Below are 15,868 nucleotides of genomic sequence, written 5' to 3'. Positions count from 1 at the left end.
CTGGCATTATTCAATTTTGTGGCAGTGACGACCAGTTCGCCTCCGTTATGATGGCGCGTCTAACTGTTTTGAGTAGCGCTGATGTTTGCTTGGTTTGAACGTCGTCTGGACCCCTTTCCGCCGGAAGAGCCGCAAGAGCCGCCCCGCACGTTGGTGGCGTTCTGTCTGCATTACACACGGGGTGCCTGGCCTTGGCTGACGGCATCGGCCATTCTCATGGCGCTAATTGCTGTGGCCGAAGTTTGGCTCTTCGGGTTTATGGGCGATATCGTCAATTGGTTGTCGCAGCAGTCGCGCGAGACATTCTGGGCCACGCAGCGTTGGCCGCTAATAGGCATGGCGGCGGTGGTACTGGCGCTGCCGGTCATGACCTTTATGCATTCTTTGCTCAATCATCAGACCCTCATGGGCAATTACCCCATGCGCATCCGCTGGATGGTGCACCGGTATTTATTGCGCCAGTCCATGGCGTTCTATCAGGACGAGTTTGCCGGTCGCATCGCCACCAAGCTGATGCAGACGGCGCTGGCGGTGCGCGAGTGCGTGATCAAGCTCATTGATGTGCTGAATTACATCGTGGTCTATTTCATTGGCACGGTGGTCTTAATCGCCAGCGCTGATTGGCGTTTGGCCCTGCCGCTGTTGGCCTGGTTGATGCTGTACTTACTCATGCTGCGTTACTTCGTGCCGCGTTTGAGCCAAGTGTCACAAAGCCAAGCGGACGCTCGCTCGCTAATGACGGGCCGAATCGTGGACAGCTATACCAATATCCAAACCGTGAAGCTGTTTTCGCATGCCCAGCGAGAGGCGTCTTTTGCCCGTGAAGGCATGGGCGAATTCATGGTCAGTGTGCATGGCCAGATGCGACTGGTGACGCAGCTCAATGTCACGCTGTATAGCCTCAATGCCGTGTTGTTGTTGTCGGTGGCCGGGCTGGCGTTATCGCTGTGGTTAGACAAGCAAATCGCCGTGGGAGCCGTTGCCGTGGCGCTGGGACTGGTGCTGAGATTGTCTGGCATGTCGCAATGGATCATGTGGGAAGTGTCGGCCCTGTTTGAGAATATCGGCACCGTGCAGGACGGCATCAGCTCGATTGCCCGGCCGCATCGTGTTGAGGATGTGCCGGGTGCGCCCGCGCTGATGATTCAGGCTGGCGACATCGTGTTTGATCGCTTGCGCTTCCACTATGGCAAGGCCTCCGGCGTGTTCGAGGATTTGTCGCTGCATATCCGGCCCGGTGAAAAGGTCGGTTTGGTCGGGCGTTCAGGCGCGGGTAAATCGACGCTGGTCAATCTGCTGCTGCGTTTCCACGATCTGGAAGGGGGCGCGATTCGCATCGACGGGCAAGACATCGCTCAGGTAACGCAAGACTCACTGCGCGCGCAAATCGGCATGGTCACGCAGGATACCTCGCTGCTGCATCGCTCGGTACGCGACAACATTCGCTACGGCAAACCCGACGCTTCCGACGAGGAGGTGCTGGCGGCGGCTAGGCGCGCTCAGGCCGATGGCTTTATTGCCGGTTTGCACGATGCCAAGGAAAGACAAGGCCTCGATGCCCATGTCGGCGAGCGCGGCGTCAAGCTCTCCGGCGGTCAGCGCCAGCGCATTGCCATTGCCCGCGTCATGCTCAAGGACGCACCCATCCTGATTCTCGACGAGGCGACTTCGGCGCTGGATTCAGAGGTGGAGGCGGCGATTCAGGAGAACCTGTATCGACTCATGGCTGGCAAGACGGTGATTGCCATCGCCCACCGGCTGTCCACGATTGCCGCGATGGACAGGCTGGTGGTGATGGATCAGGGCCGCATCGTGGAAATCGGCACGCATGCCGAGCTGGTCGCGGCCGGCGGACTGTACGCGCAGCTGTGGGCGCGTCAGTCCGGTGGTTTTTTGGAGGCTGACTAGCTGTAGATGGATCAGGCCTCGAGCTCGACGAGGCCGTCCTCCAGATACTGCAGCAGCTTCTGCATGTGCGGCAGCGTGCGACGGCAGGCGATGATGCCGATCTCGAACTTCTCGGCATAGCTGACCACGGTGATGTTGGTGGCTTGCCCATCCATGGCGATGGACACCGGGTAGATGCCCTCCAGCTTGGCACCATTCCAGTACAGCGTTTCACGCGGGCCCGGCACATTCGACACCACGATGTTGAACGCCTGCCAGGTCGGCGCGATGCCGGTCGCCATATTGATGCCGCTGACCGCCATGGCGGTGGCGACATAGTTCATGATTTCCAGCTGATTCATGGTGGCAAAACGATCTTTGCTGTTCTGCACCGAGCGCGCGATGGCGTCGAGGCGCTCAAGCGGATCGGCAAGATGTGTCGCCAAGTTGGCCAGTACCGCACCGACCTGATTGCCGCCCTCGGAGTCATCTTTACGCAGTGACATCGGCACCATGGCCACCAGGGGCTTGTCGGGCAGGGCGTTGAGTTCGAGCAAGTATTTGCGCACGGCGGCCGCACACATGGCCAGCACGATGTCGTTGAGGGTGGCGTTGTGGCGCTTGGCAGCGGCTTTGATGCGCGGCAAATGCCACGATTGCGCAGCGAAACGACGCGAGGCGCTGATGGGCTGGTTGAGAATGGTGCGCGGGGCTTGAAACACCGACACATAGTCGGCATCCGAGCTGCGCGCTTTAATGGACTTGTAGATTTCGCGAACCACGGTGGGCCAGGTGGCTGCCTGATCTTTCAGGATGCCGGCAAATTTTGCGGCCTTAGAGATCGGCTGCGCGACCTGCGCCACAACACCGTCGGCCGGTGCGCGCTTGCGCGGCGGGATGGCCCAGAACGGCACGGTGTCACGAACGGACGGGTCCGGCGACATGCTGCGCTGCAACATGCGCATACCCGCCACGCCATCGACCAGCGCATGGTGGATGCGACTGTAGACGGCAACGCGGCCATCCTCCACGCCATCAATAATATAGATTTCCCAGAGCGGCTTGGCGCGATCCATAACGCCGCTATGCAGCTTGGAGACAATCGCCAGCAGCTCACGGATGCGGCCCGGCTTCGGCAGCGAAATGTGGTGAAAATGGGCTTCAAGATCGAATTCGGCGTCGTCAATCCAGAACGGCAGGCCGAGCTTGTACGTCAGCAATTGGTTAAAGGGCGGCTGTGCTTTGGTATACGAGCGCGCCCAGTCCGCTAGCTCCTGCGCGTAGTTTGGTCCGGCATCCGGCGGCGGCGACAGCAGCATGAGGCTACCCACATGCATGGGCTGATTGCGGCGCTCAACGAGCAGGAACATTTGGTCTTGCGGGGATAGCGGCGTCATAACTTGATGCTCTTGTTCTGAATGTGTTGATGGACATCGTGAGTGAGTGGCTCATAGCCGCGAGCGCGGTCTACAAGCACGAAGAGAGGTTCGCTGATGCGCTCTGGGTCGAAGCCTTCCTGCTTGAGCTCGACCTTTCGGTATTTGAAGGTGCCCGTGGTTTCCTGCGCGGCCTGCACGCGAATGAACAGCGGCACGGCGTAGGCGGGCAGGGTGCCCGTGAGATGTTGGGCCAGTGCTGAGCCATCCAGCGAGTGGCCCGCTTTAAGTGTGATGGCCGCCATGCCGGCGCGCCCATCGCAACCCGGCACGTTCACGCCATACACCGCGCCGTGTTCGATGCTGTCAAAGCGCGCTAGCGCACCTTCGACTTCGGTGCTGGCCACATTCTCACCTTTCCAGCGGAAGGTATCACCGACACGATCAACGAATTGGATATGACGCAGGCCCTGATCGCGCACCAAGTCGCCCGTATTGAAGTAGCAGTCGCCTTGCTTAAAGACATTGCGCAGTAGCTTCTTTTCGCCGGCGGCCGGGTCGGTGTAACCATCAAAGGGGCGGCGCTCGCTGACTTCGCTGATGAGCAGTCCCACGCCGCCCTTCTTCACTTTCACGAGATGGCCCTTGGCATTTTTCACCGGCTCGTCACTGTCGGCATCAAACTCCACGATGGCAAATGGCAGGGGCGAAAAGCCAGCGGTTTCAGACACACCAAAGGCATTGATAAAGCCGATGTTGGATTCGCTCGCGCCATAAAACTCATAAATTCGCTCAATGCCGAAACGCTTCTGGAACTGCTGCCAGATTTCCGGACGCAGGCCGTTGCCGGTGATTAACCGAACCCTATGATCCTGATCGCGAGGACAGGGATCGCGATTGAGCAGGTAGCGCAGCAGCTCGCCAATGTAGGTAAAGGCGGTGGCGTCGTAATGGCGGATGCGATCCCAGAACTGGCTGGCGCTAAACTTGCGATCAATCGCCAGCGTGGCCCCGGCCGAGAGCACGCAGCCCCAAGCCACGGTTAGTGCATTGTTGTGATAGAGCGGCAGGCAGCAGTAGAAAATGTCGTCCGACTTCAGGCGCATGGTGGCGTTGCCAACACCGGCCATAGAGGCTAGCCAGCGGTAGTGCGTCATTACCGAGGCCTTGGGCATGCCGGTGGTGCCGGAGGTGAAGATGTAATAGCAGGGCTGGCGGGCAATGACTTGGCGCGTGCTGGACGGGTTGATGCTGCGTTGGCGGCCGCTGTCTCGGTCAAGATCGATATAGCCTTCGGGCGCTGGAGCATGAGTATCACCACCGGTCCAGAAGAAGGTCATGCCGCTACCGGGTAAGCACGGAGTAGATTCCAGCGCCGTACGACATTCAGCGCTAAGTACCAGCACTTTTGGCTTCACTAGCCCGATGCTGTGGCTCAGCGTTTCACCACGTTGGTTATAGTTCAGCATGCCAGCAATGCCACCCAGTTTCACGGCAGCGGCTACACAGGCCAGTTGCATCGGGCTATTTTCCGCGAGGATAGCCACGGTGTCGCCATAACCCACGCCGCGTGCGGCAAAGCTGGCGGCAAGACGATTGGCCCAGCTATTAAACTCGGCATAAGTCCATTGCTGATCTTGCCAGCGCACGGCAATGGCGTGCGGCGTTTGTTTAGCCCAGCGCTCAAGGACTAATCCAATGGAGAGCTTGCTATCGGGCTTCAGCGTGGCCAGTCCAAACAAACCTTTGTTGAGGGTGATGAGATCCGGTAGGGCTTGCAGCGCACCGCGTGCAATGTCGCGCAGGCCGACTTTTTTGGGTGCTTCAGGGGCGTTTGACGTGGAGGATGCGCACATGGCATAGCTCTCTGTAAGAGTCTTAGAAGGAGTTCAGCCAGTTTGCCACAAATTAGACGCCTGACTTCTTTGGCGAGATAGATGGCAGTGGCTATCCGCTCAATAGCGGATGCGTTGCAAATGTTGGCGTTGCAGCCAGGTAATCAACAGCAGCAGCGTGAAGGAAATGATCAGCAACAACAGCGAGTAGGTGTGAGCGCTGGCATAGTTCAATTGCTGAACTTCATCAAACAACGCGATGGAGGCTACGCGGGTTTCGCCAGGGATATTGCCACCCAGCATCAGCACCACGCCAAACTCCCCCAGCGTGTGAGCAAAGCTGAGTGAGGCTCCAGCAATGACGCCGCCGCGCGCAGAAGGCAGAACTATGCGCCAGAAGGTTTGCCGAGGTTTCGCGCCAAGTGCCGCTGAACCCTCTAGCAGGAGTTTGGGGACTTGCCGAAACCCGTTTTGAATGGGTTGTAAGGCGAAGGGCAAGCTGTAAATCACAGAGCCCACCACCAAACCCACAAAAGAGAACGACAAGGACTGGCCAACATGCGTGAGCCACCATTGGCCAATTCCGTACTGGGGCGACATAGCGAGCAATAGGTAAAAACCGATGACGGTGGGTGGCAGCACAATCGGCAGTGTTAGCAGGGTTTCCAGTAAAAGCACCCACTGGCCTTGACGCGTGTTCAGCCAATTGGCCAACGGAATGCAAATCACCAAGAGAATAAGGGTGGTGCAAGTGGCCAAACCCAGCGTTAAGAACAGGGCCTGCCAAAGCGCAGGGGATAAATCCAAGAGGTTTGTCATGGCATAGGCTTCGGGCTTGCCGGAGGCGCCGGTACGTGGCCGGGGCTTAAAAAGCCATGGCGCGAAAATATGGCTTGGGCCTGTGGGCTGACCAGCCATTTCACGTAGCGGTGTGCGCCTGCATTTTGCCGACCTTTGCGTGTGACCACGGCGACCTGATTCAGGGGTGGGTAACTGCCGTCCGGTAGTAAATAAAACTGACCTTGATCGCGTATCGCTGGGGATAAAACTAACGATAGCGCCAGAACACCCACGTCGGCATGACCGGTTTGTGCAAACTGCAGGGCTTGCACAATATTATCGCCCATCACGCGCTTTTTACTGAGGGACTGCCACAGCCCGGCCTGGGTCAGCGCTGCTTGCGCGGCACGTCCATAGGGTGCGTGGTCTGGGCTTGCGACGGCAAATGTCCGCACCTCCGGCTGAGCTAAAACGGACAATCCTTGCTGAAGGTCTAAATCAGTACGAGCGGTCCATAGCGCAAGTCGCCCAACGGCATAGGGTGTCCACGAAGTGGCAACGGCATCTCCACTTTCAATCAGCGCTTTTGGGTAAAGGGCGTCGGCGGAAAGCAGTACATCAAAGGGTGCACCATGGCGAATCTGTGCGGTGAAATTACCCGATGAACCGGTGGTGCTGCGAAGGCGAATACCCGGGGCGGTTTTCTTAAAGGCGGTGTTTAGCTCGTCCAGGCAATACACCAGATCGGACGCAGCAGCGATAAATACCTCGCTGCCTTGAGCTGGCGGCAACCAGAGGCATGCCACCAGACAGCACACAGATAATCGTTTCAGAGCTCGACCTGCGTGCCCATTTCCACCACCCGGTTGGTGGGGATTTGGAAAAAGTCGGTGGCAGAAACCGCATTGCGCGCCATGGCCACAAAGATCTTCTCGCGCCAGCGCGACATGCCGTGGCGACCATGCGCGATGATGCGCTCACGAGACACGAAGAAGCTGGTGTCCATCATGTCGAATTTCAGGCCTTGGGCTTGGCACAGTGCAAACAACGCGGGCACATCGGGCTGCTCTTTAAAGCCATAAGCCGCGGTTACGAGATAAAACTCATGGGCAATACGCTCGATGATGACGCGCTCATTATCGTCAACAAAAGGCACATCGCGGGTAATCAACGTGAGCAGAACATTACGCTCATGGATGATTTTGTTGTGCTTCATATTGTGGAGCAGGGCATGCGGCACGTAGTGATGTGAGCCAGTCATAAACACCGCCGTGCCCGGTACCGTTTGGCCCGCGCTGGCACCAATACTATTCACAAACAGCTTTAGCGGCATGGTCTCCGCATTTAAGCGATGACTGAGAATTTCGCGCCCCGCTTTCCAGGTAGACATCAGGAAAAAGGCCGATGCGCCAATGAGTAGGGGGAACCAACCGCCTTGGAAAACTTTCAGCGAGGTGGCGGCAAAAAAAATGAAGTCGACGACCAAAAAGGGCAGGGTCACGGCGGCCGCTAATGCCGGGTGCCAGCCCCACAGTTTGTGAGCCACCACCAGAAGCAGCAAGGCATCGCAGATCATGGTCATGGTCACCGCAATGCCGTAGGCCGAGGCCAGATTGCTGGAGGATTGGAAGGTCAGTACCAGCAGAATAATGGTGGCTAGCAGCGTCCAATTGAAGAAGGGGATGTAGATCTGGCCCATCTCACGGTCGGAGGTGTGGTTAATTTCAAAGCGTGGCAGGTAGCCCAGCAGCATGGCTTGACGCGCAATTGAGAACACGCCGGAAATGACGGCCTGCGATGCAATCACAGTAGCCATGGTCGATAGCACGATGAGGGGGTAGAGACCCCAGTCGGGCACTAATCGATAGAAGGGATTTTCAATGGCCGTTGGGTCGCTCAGTAGCAGTGCGCCCTGACCGGCATAGTTCAGCAGTAGCGCGGGAAAGACTAAGAAGAACCACGCGCGGCGAATGGGTTTGCGGCCAAAGTGACCCATGTCGGCATACAAAGCCTCGCCGCCGGTCACGGTTAACACCACTGCACCCATAGCGATAAAGGCGGCAACGGGGTGTTCGAGGGCGAAGCTGATGGCCCATGCCGGATTAACGAGCTGTAGCACTTCTGGGCTGTGCTGAACGTTGTAGAGGCCAAGCACAGCCAGCGTGCTAAACCAAACCATCATGATCGGGCCAAAAAAAGCGCCAATAGACGCCGTGCCATGGCGTTGAATCAGAAACAGGGAAATCAATACAGCGATGGTGATGGGCAAAACAAACGGCTCAAGGCCGGGCGACACCACCTTTAAACCTTCCACGGCCGACAACACGGAAATGGCGGGTGTAATCATGCCATCGCCGAAGAACAGTGCCGCGCCAAACAAGCCAATGCCAATAAGCAAAGGGCGCAGCCAAGGGTGACGGTATTGAGCTCGTAGCGCCAATGCCAGCAGCGCCATGATGCCGCCTTCGCCGCGGTTATCGGCACGCATAATGAAGGCGATGTATTTAATGGACACGATGATGGTCATGGACCAAAAAATCATCGACAGAATGCCCAGCACATTCGCTTCGTTTAGCGCGAGGCCGTGAGCAGCGTGAAAGCATTCTTTCAAAGCGTAGAGAGGGCTGGTGCCGATGTCGCCAAAAACAACCCCAAGCGCGCCTGCTGTAAGTGCAGCCTGGTGTTTTAGGCGGGATGAGCCAGATGACTCAGCGTGCATACAGTTCCTCAATGTGCGAGCAGTTGCACTGCTAGCGACCTCGTTTGCGGGCAGCGATTTTAACACCGCCCACGGCGAGATAGCCAAGCACATCGATCGCAAAAAGGCTTTGCCTTGCAGAACGCCTTCCGCTAGGATTGCGCGCCGCTGAAGTGCAATGCTTCAGCGCTACGGTGAGGTGTCCGAGTGGCTGAAGGAGCACGCCTGGAAAGCGTGTATACGGTAATCCCGTATCGAGGGTTCGAATCCCTCTCTCACCGCCAAATAAAATTCATTAAAGCCCTGATATTTCAGGGCTTTTTTGTTTTTAAAGCCTCAAAAAATCAATCCGACCCCCAAAACGACCCCCCAAAAAGATATTTCAATTATTTGTTCATTAAATGAACAGTTAATAATGGATCGTTATCAGGTAATCCCTCCATTCATCCGGAGCCAAGTGAAGCGGATGAGCACATCACCAAGCGCCTGCAGGATGTCATGGATTTAGCTGTAGCGATCTGCAAATAAAAACGTTCTACGTGCGAAATGTTTAAAACACGAGAAGGAACTTGACAGTTCCCTTTCGTCGTCGCTACCCTGACGGAGAAAATTTAGCCAACTTGTCATCACCCTCACTGCGTGTGTTTTCAGATGAGAAGCAGAGTAAACGTATGGCAGTAACAATTAAAAAAATAGGGCTGTTTGCTCTTATTGCGGCCACTAGCAGCCTCGTTGCCTGCAAAGAAGACGCCCCATCGGTTGTTCAGGGCGCACATAAAAATACCGCTAGTACAGCAGAGGAGCACTGTTATACAGAGAGCCCTTATTTGGCTGTAGGCGCTGGCATCGATGCGCCGGGTAATCGGCTTGAAGTAGATATACCACCGGTAGGGCAAGCCGCGATATTCAGTAATAACAACCAATTCAGGTTCGGCTCTGGGATCACCGACATCACAGGGGTGGTCGCCAATACCAGTGGCTTTGGCAAGGAAGATCCAGCGCAGGTGTTAGGCGGAATTCACCAATGCTAAGTCCTTTAACCATTGATTTGCGACAGGTTGCAGACCTGTATTCCACGGCAGAGGCGGTATTGAATATTCCCCAAATACACCATCAGGCACCTATCGATTCCGGTATGTGCATGCAGTTTAGTCATTCACGTTCTCGTTGGAAAAAATATATGGCATCTCCAGTGCTTTTGATTTGTCCGGCCCAGTGTCGTCCTGCCCATGAATAATTCAATGAGTGATCTGAAACATGGGAGCGCTAATAAGTCTAGCGCGTTGTCGGGCTTGCGAGTTCTTGATTTTGGCCACTATATCGCTGGCCCCTTGGCCAGCGTTTTTCTAGCCGATCAAGGGGCGGAGGTCATTCAGATTGAAAGACCTGGCGCACCTGTTTGGGATGAAAATACTCAGAAAGCACTATGCCGGGGTAAAAAACGGCTGAAAGCCGATCTGAAAAATACAGCAGACCTGAGTAAGGTGCGAGAGCTAGCCGCTAGCTGCGACATCATCGTGGAGAATTTTCGGCCCGGTGTTATGGATCGTCTGGGGCTAGGTTATGACGCTATTGCAAAAATTAATCCTGGCGTCATTTACCTGTCGATACCCGGTTATAGCCGACATGATCCGCGTGCAGATCAGCCAGCGTGGGACAGCACCATTAGTGCTGCTTGTGGATTCTTTACCGATCTCTCGGTAGGAGGGGCCGCATTTAACTTGCCCCCAACGTATACGGCTTTGCCGCTCCCTTCCGTATATGCAGGGCTCTGGGCTGCGATTGCTGCATTGGCGGCGCTTTATGCGCGCCAGCAGCATGGCGCGGGCGATCGTATCGAAGTGCCACTTTTAGACGCAGCCATGTCGGCAGCTGCCGGCGTGATTTATCAAGTGAAGGATCAGCCGGCCAGGTACAACGCCCCGCCCATATCGCGGCAGCTGTTAAACCGGATAGGGAAAATCCCACTGCCGCAATGGTGCGCCAACCAGGTGCATGGCGTTGTGGATCGTATGTTGCCGCCGCTTTTTAGAAACTACCGATGCGCGGATGGTGAGCTGTTATTTTTATGTGCTATTGATAACGCCAATCATATTGAAAAGCTGCTTGAGGCAACGAGTCTGAAAGTTGAGGTGGCCGCGCTAGGGTTTGCTTTTGGAAATGTGCTGGATATTCCACCAACGAAAAATAATATTAATGCTTACCGTGGGTCATCCAGAAAATGGCGGCGTGTTATGGCGTTACTGGCTGAGCGATTTGCGACGAATTCTGCGCATTATTGGGCTGATCGGCTGGCTAAAGCGGGTGTTCCTGCAATTAAGCAATGCAGTACAAAAGAGTGGGCAAATATGCCCGCGATGCTTGCTTACGGCGTTCTAATTAATAAGGATGATCCTGCGGGTGTTCGGGCCATTCAGCCTGCACCTCAGGTGGATATTGAAAGTCAGCGCTCATCCACTAAAGATAGTTTTAGTATCCATAAGTCTGCCAAAAGCGCTGGCGATGCATGGTCCGAGCCTAGAAAATTTGAGCCAAAAATAGGTACTCAGCACGAGCTGATGACCTTGCCTGCGCCACTGAAAGGCATTCGAGTATTAGATTTGGCGAATGTGATTGCGGGGCCTTCTGCGGGACGCACATTGGCCGAGCTTGGCGCGGAGGTGACTCATATTAGTGCGGTGAATCCGCGCATGGGGCCTCGTATGGCCTTGTTGCTGGGTATGGAGGTGAACTCTGGGAAGCGTGATTTGGCGTTAGACCTGCATACACCGGAAGGGCAAGCGGCGATTCACACGCTGATTCCTGGAAGCGATGTGTTGCTCTACAACAAACTGCCGGCGCAAGCAGAGCGCATGGGGGTGGCCCCGCACCAGGTTCATGCCATCAATAACAAAACCATTGTGACTGCCGTAACCGCTTTTGGTGGCTTTCTGCCGGGCGGCTGGGAAGATAGACCCGCCTATGACCCGGTGATTCAAGCCTTGTCGGGCATCATGAAACGCTTTGGCGGAGACGACACGCCCGCCATTCATGGCATTGCCTCTTGCATCGACTACTTTACGGGTTATGCCGCTGCGTTCAGTGTTCTGATTGGGCTGGTCGCGCGAAGTACTGGCGACAGCCATATCACCACGCGAACCTCGCTGGTTCGAACGGCGGGTTGGGTGCAGTTGCCGCAGATATCGAATCTTGATCAGTTATCGCCCACGGGTCTTGCCGCTCGTGGCGTCGGTGCCTTTAATCGCTTGTACCGCGCACGGGATGGTTGGGTGCATGTGGGGCGAGACCCTCGGCGCAAAATAGCAGATCAGCTACTCACTGACGAAAACGCTATCGCGGAGTTAACGCGGCATATCGCCAAGCGGTCAGTTGACGATGCAATCGTCTGGCTGGGCCGGCAGAATCTGCTCGCACAGCGCGTGGTGTCCGCAAGAGAACTTCGACTCACGGCTAGCACGGCGGAGCCTTGTGGCAGCGTGATGGCGCCGGTTCAGCACTCGGGGCGTATCAGTGACCATCAACATCCAGCAGGTGAGGCCTATGTTTGCCCGGAGGCGAGCTGGTTGCGCTTCGACAAGGCTGAGCGCCGCCGACTTGATTATGCACCTCGGCCGGGCCAACACAGCATCAGTGTGCTGCAGGAAGCGGGGTGCAGTCCTGAACATATAGCGCGATTACAGTCTGCGGGTGTGCTGGTGGAAAGTTGGCAGGGGCTTGAGAGTTATCTGCCGAGCTAGTGCGAGAGCTTGCCCTTTATTGGAGCCTACTATGTTGATCCCTTTGGATCGCTACCGCCCTGGAGGTGCAGGCTCGGAAGGGGCTTAGTTGCTCCATTATTTCTGCCAACTAAAACTGAGACGCTGCCATCATGTCTGCAATCAAAACGACTTCTGTCATTCTCATTACCGGTGCTGCATCCGGCATAGGCCGTGCGCTGGCGCTGAATGCGCATGCGCGTGGTCACATTGTTTACGCCACTGATCGCGATACGGCGGCGCTGGCCGATCTGGCTGCGCTGGGGCTGCGCACGCAGCGTTTGGATGTGACCTCGGCTACTGACATTGCGGAGCTGGTAGCGCGCTTGAACGCTGATGGCACTGGTCCGGATGTACTCATCAACAACGCCGGCTTTGGTGCCATCGCACCGGTGCTGGAAATTGCCCCTGAGCGTTTGCGCGCCCAGTTCGAGGTCAATGTTTTTGCCATCGTGTCGCTTTGCCAGGCGCTGGCACCGCGCATGATCGCCCGCCGGCAGGGTCGCATCGTCAACATCGGCAGCATTTCCGGACTGGTGACCACGCCGTTTGCCGGGGCTTACTGTGCCAGCAAGGCCGCCTTGCATGCCCTTTCTGACGCTCTGCGCATGGAGCTGAAACCCTTCGGCATTCGCATGATCACCGTGCAGCCAGGCGGCATTCGCTCTGATTTCGGCGCTGCTGCGGCGCAGGCTGCCAGTGCCGGCCTGCGCGCGGACTCGCGCTATGCACCGGTGGCTGATGGCATTCTGGCGCGTGCCGATGCGTCGCAGGAAGGCGCGATGTCGGCCGAAGACTTTGCCGAGCGTATGCTCACCGAGGTCTTGGCAGAGCGTCCACGCTCGGTTGTTCGCTTTGGTCGTCGCAGCACGCTGTTGCCGTTGGCAAAACAGCTAGTACCCACAGATTTTCTGGATGCTCGCCTGAGCCGCGAGTTCGGACTGGGGCGTTTGGTCGCTACAAACTCAACCCATACCCCCCAAGGAGAAGAAAAATGACAACGCCCTTGCTGGAACAGCTGACCCCACCCGGCGGCTGGAAATCACCGGGCCGCGTGCGCCTGGCGCCGCTGACCCCGGAAACCTCGACTCGCGCCCAGCGCGTGCTTATGCGCGTGATCAACAAAGTCGGCAAGCTGGAGGCATCCAACCTGTTTCTCATGTTGATGCGTAATTTCCGCCTGTTCTGGAACTGGCTGATGTTTGCCAAGCAAATGATGCCCTATGGCCAGATTGATCGCCGTGATACGGAGCTGGTCATCTTGCGTGTGGGCTGGAATTGCCGTTCGCGTTACGAGTGGGGCCAGCATGTGGACATCGGTCTGCGTGCTGGTGTCAGCGCCGAAGATATCGCGCGTATTCCTCTGGGGGGCGATGCGCCGGGTTGGGAGCCGCACTTGAAGGCGTTGATGCAGGCCTGCGACGAGTTTCATCATGAGCGCATGATTGGCGATGCCAGTTGGGCCGTGCTGGAAGCACATTATGGCCCGCGTTTGTTGCTGGAAGTGGTGATGCTGATCGGTCATTACGAGATGCTCGCTGGTGTGCTTAACAGTACCGGCCTGCCGCTGGATACGCGCTTAGAGGGCGTGCTGGCCGCTGCACCGATCCATCCCCGGTGTGCAGCGCATGCTCGATCACCTTGAAACTGCCTTGGCAGAACTGGAGTCTCTGGCATGAACAAACCCTTTTGCGGTACCGCGCTGATCACCGGGGCTTCCACGGGGATTGGTGCCGCCCTGGCGCGTGAATTTGCCGGCAACGGCCATGACCTGATTCTGGTGGCGCGCAGCCTCGGCAAATTGCGGGCGCTGGCGGATGAACTGAGCGCGCAACATGGTATTCAAGCCGAAGTCATCGCCCAAGATTTGAGCGTGATGGATGCCGCCGAGACGCTGCATGCCGAGGTGCTGCGGCGTGGTTTGACCGTGGACATCCTCGTCAACAACGCCGGCTTGCTGTTTGAGGGGCCGTACTGGGAGACGCCGCTGGCCAGTCATCAGCAGCTGTTGCAGGTCAATATCGGCGCTGTCATGGCGTTGACGCATCATTTCTTGCCGGAGATGTTGGCACGCGGGCAGGGTCGTGTGCTCAATCTGGCGTCGACATCGGCTTTCCAGCCGGTGCCGTATCTAGCCAGCTACGCCGCCAGCAAGGCCTTCGTGCTGTCGTTTTCCGAGGCGCTGGCCATCGAGCTGAAAGGTCGGGGCGTGACGGTTACAGCACTGTGCCCCGGCTTTACCGAGACTGAGATGATCGCCAAGGATGGGGGCAAGTCCATGAGTGTGCCGCTGGTTCGGAACATGACGGCGGAGGAGGTCGCGCAGGAAGGCTATGTGGCGTGCATGACGGGCCGCCCGATGCATGTGAATGGGCTGGCCAATCGTGCGCTGGTGACGCTGGGGCGTTTGCAGCCGAAAGTGCTGCAGCGCTGGATCATTGAGCGGGTGGCTAAGTCTGGAATTTTGTGAGGCTGTAAAATTCAGCCATTCATGGCATTGGCTCTTGCATCGATTACTATACGGGTTATGGCGCTGCGTTCTGCGTTCTGCGTTCTGCTTGGGCTGGTAGCGCGAAGTGCTTCCGTTAAGCACTGGATGCAGTAAGCTTGAAAATAACTTCTATTTGCTACTCAAGAGCTTTTGCAATGCCGAAAATGACTGTTGCCAACGCCCAGTTGCAACTCCCCGAGGAGCGGAGCAGCCAGAGTCGTGGTGCCGTGATGAGCTCACAGCGTCCGCGTTTATTGGAGGCGATGGCCAACTTGGTGAGCCAACATGGATATGCCTCAGTACGAATTGAGGATATAACAACCCAGGCGGGCACCGCCAAGCGCACGTTCTATACATATTTTGCCGACAAGGAAGCGTGTTTTCTGGCGATATATGACGAACTGATCGATGAGCAGAGAAAGGCCATTGAAAACAGTATTCGGTTGGATACTTCGCATGAAGAGCGCATGTTCTGCATCACTAGCGCCTTGATTGACACCTGGATTCGCATGGGGTCAAAAGTGCGTATTTTCGTGACAGAAGCATTCTCGGTGAGTAGCGCAACCTTAAGCCACCATATCGAGGCTCGGAAAAGCCTGGCCGAGCTCATGGTGGATACTTGTCGTGAAGTCAGTGCGACAAACCCGAAATGGCACCCGATGACAGAGGCTCATGCGCAGGCGGTTGTCGGTTTTATCATGGGGTTTTTACTGCAAGCCCTGCAAGCGCCGACCGGAATTCATTCGCTGGCTTCGCAAAAAGAGGCTCTGTCAGGCGCGCTATCGACATTAATGCTCGCAAAAAGTGCGTTTGTGCAGGGCGCTGACTGAGTTCAAATGGACGCTGTTGCATAACTGCAGCCATCGGTAGCCTACACACCATGACTCAGCCCGCTCCCGCTCGATATAGCACCATCAACTGAGAAGACTACAACGCTGGCCTCAAGGCCAGAGGCCCTCTGTCCGTCTTGCTTGACTGGCTAGTGCCTGACTACAGCGCTGTGTGCCGCCGTCAGAAGATCCTGACTGGGGTATCCCCTGTGACTG

Annotated in this window: 12 protein-coding genes and 1 tRNA gene; 8 read left to right on the top strand and 5 right to left on the bottom strand. The window is 56.6% G+C overall.

Annotated features, from left to right (window positions below; all coding sequences use genetic code 11):
* Positions 1-81 precede the first annotated feature (81 nt).
* Complete coding sequence (locus A8710_RS09380; protein WP_068859974.1) at positions 82-1,908, top strand: ABC transporter ATP-binding protein; 1,827 nt, start codon at positions 82-84, stop codon at positions 1,906-1,908.
* 11 nt (positions 1,909-1,919) lie between these two features.
* Here the strand turns inward: A8710_RS09380 and A8710_RS09375 are convergent, their stop codons facing one another.
* From A8710_RS09375 to A8710_RS09355, 5 genes are all read right to left on the bottom strand, one after another.
* A complete protein-coding gene (locus A8710_RS09375) occupies positions 1,920-3,284 on the bottom strand; it encodes a WS/DGAT/MGAT family O-acyltransferase (protein ID WP_068859971.1) in 1,365 nt (454 codons plus the stop codon).
* Positions 3,281-5,119 carry a long-chain-acyl-CoA synthetase gene (locus A8710_RS09370; protein ID WP_068859969.1) on the bottom strand — a complete coding sequence of 613 codons (1,839 nt, stop codon included), beginning with the start codon at positions 5,117-5,119 and terminating at the stop codon, positions 3,281-3,283. The genes A8710_RS09375 and A8710_RS09370 overlap by 4 nt, the downstream gene beginning before the upstream one ends.
* Before the next feature lie 99 nt (positions 5,120-5,218).
* Positions 5,219-5,905, bottom strand: coding sequence for a molybdate ABC transporter permease subunit (gene modB / locus A8710_RS09365; protein WP_068860732.1), 687 nt, complete (start codon positions 5,903-5,905; stop codon positions 5,219-5,221).
* An 8-nt stretch (positions 5,906-5,913) separates the two neighbouring features.
* Positions 5,914-6,684, bottom strand: coding sequence for a molybdate ABC transporter substrate-binding protein (modA, locus tag A8710_RS09360; RefSeq protein ID WP_157686380.1), 771 nt, complete (start codon positions 6,682-6,684; stop codon positions 5,914-5,916).
* Between the two features lie 23 nt (positions 6,685-6,707).
* Positions 6,708-8,597, bottom strand: a complete 1,890-nt coding sequence (locus tag A8710_RS09355; RefSeq protein WP_068859965.1) for a potassium transporter Kup — start codon at positions 8,595-8,597, stop codon at positions 6,708-6,710.
* A 172-nt stretch (positions 8,598-8,769) separates the two neighbouring features.
* On the opposite strand from A8710_RS09355, the gene A8710_RS09350 reads away from it, so the two are divergent.
* From A8710_RS09350 to A8710_RS09320, 7 genes are all read left to right on the top strand, one after another.
* A tRNA-Ser gene (locus A8710_RS09350) sits at positions 8,770-8,860 on the top strand.
* A 285-nt stretch (positions 8,861-9,145) separates the two neighbouring features.
* A complete protein-coding gene (locus A8710_RS09345) occupies positions 9,146-9,607 on the top strand; it encodes a hypothetical protein (protein WP_157686378.1) in 462 nt (153 codons plus the stop codon).
* Between the two features lie 210 nt (positions 9,608-9,817).
* Positions 9,818-12,313: a CoA transferase gene (locus tag A8710_RS09340; RefSeq protein ID WP_068859961.1), complete on the top strand. Its 2,496-nt coding sequence runs from the start codon at positions 9,818-9,820 to the stop codon at positions 12,311-12,313.
* Positions 12,314-12,444: 131 nt separating this feature from the next.
* Complete coding sequence (locus tag A8710_RS09335; protein WP_068859960.1) at positions 12,445-13,329, top strand: SDR family NAD(P)-dependent oxidoreductase; 885 nt, start codon at positions 12,445-12,447, stop codon at positions 13,327-13,329.
* Positions 13,326-13,976 (top strand): carboxymuconolactone decarboxylase family protein, encoded by a 651-nt coding sequence (locus tag A8710_RS09330; RefSeq protein WP_068859958.1) that lies wholly within the window; start codon positions 13,326-13,328, stop codon positions 13,974-13,976. Before A8710_RS09335 ends, A8710_RS09330 begins: the two co-directional genes overlap by 4 nt.
* Before the next feature lie 30 nt (positions 13,977-14,006).
* Entirely contained in the window at positions 14,007-14,801 is a 795-nt protein-coding gene (locus A8710_RS09325; protein ID WP_068859956.1) for an SDR family NAD(P)-dependent oxidoreductase, read from the top strand.
* A gap of 176 nt (positions 14,802-14,977) precedes the next feature.
* Positions 14,978-15,652 (top strand): TetR/AcrR family transcriptional regulator, encoded by a 675-nt coding sequence (locus tag A8710_RS09320; RefSeq protein ID WP_068859953.1) that lies wholly within the window; start codon positions 14,978-14,980, stop codon positions 15,650-15,652.
* Positions 15,653-15,868 lie beyond the last annotated feature (216 nt).

The organism is Perlucidibaca aquatica (genome assembly GCF_001676655.1).
GTDB classification, from domain to species: Bacteria; Pseudomonadota; Gammaproteobacteria; order Pseudomonadales; family Moraxellaceae; genus Perlucidibaca; species Perlucidibaca aquatica.
This window is presented reverse-complemented; position numbering and strand designations above follow the sequence as displayed.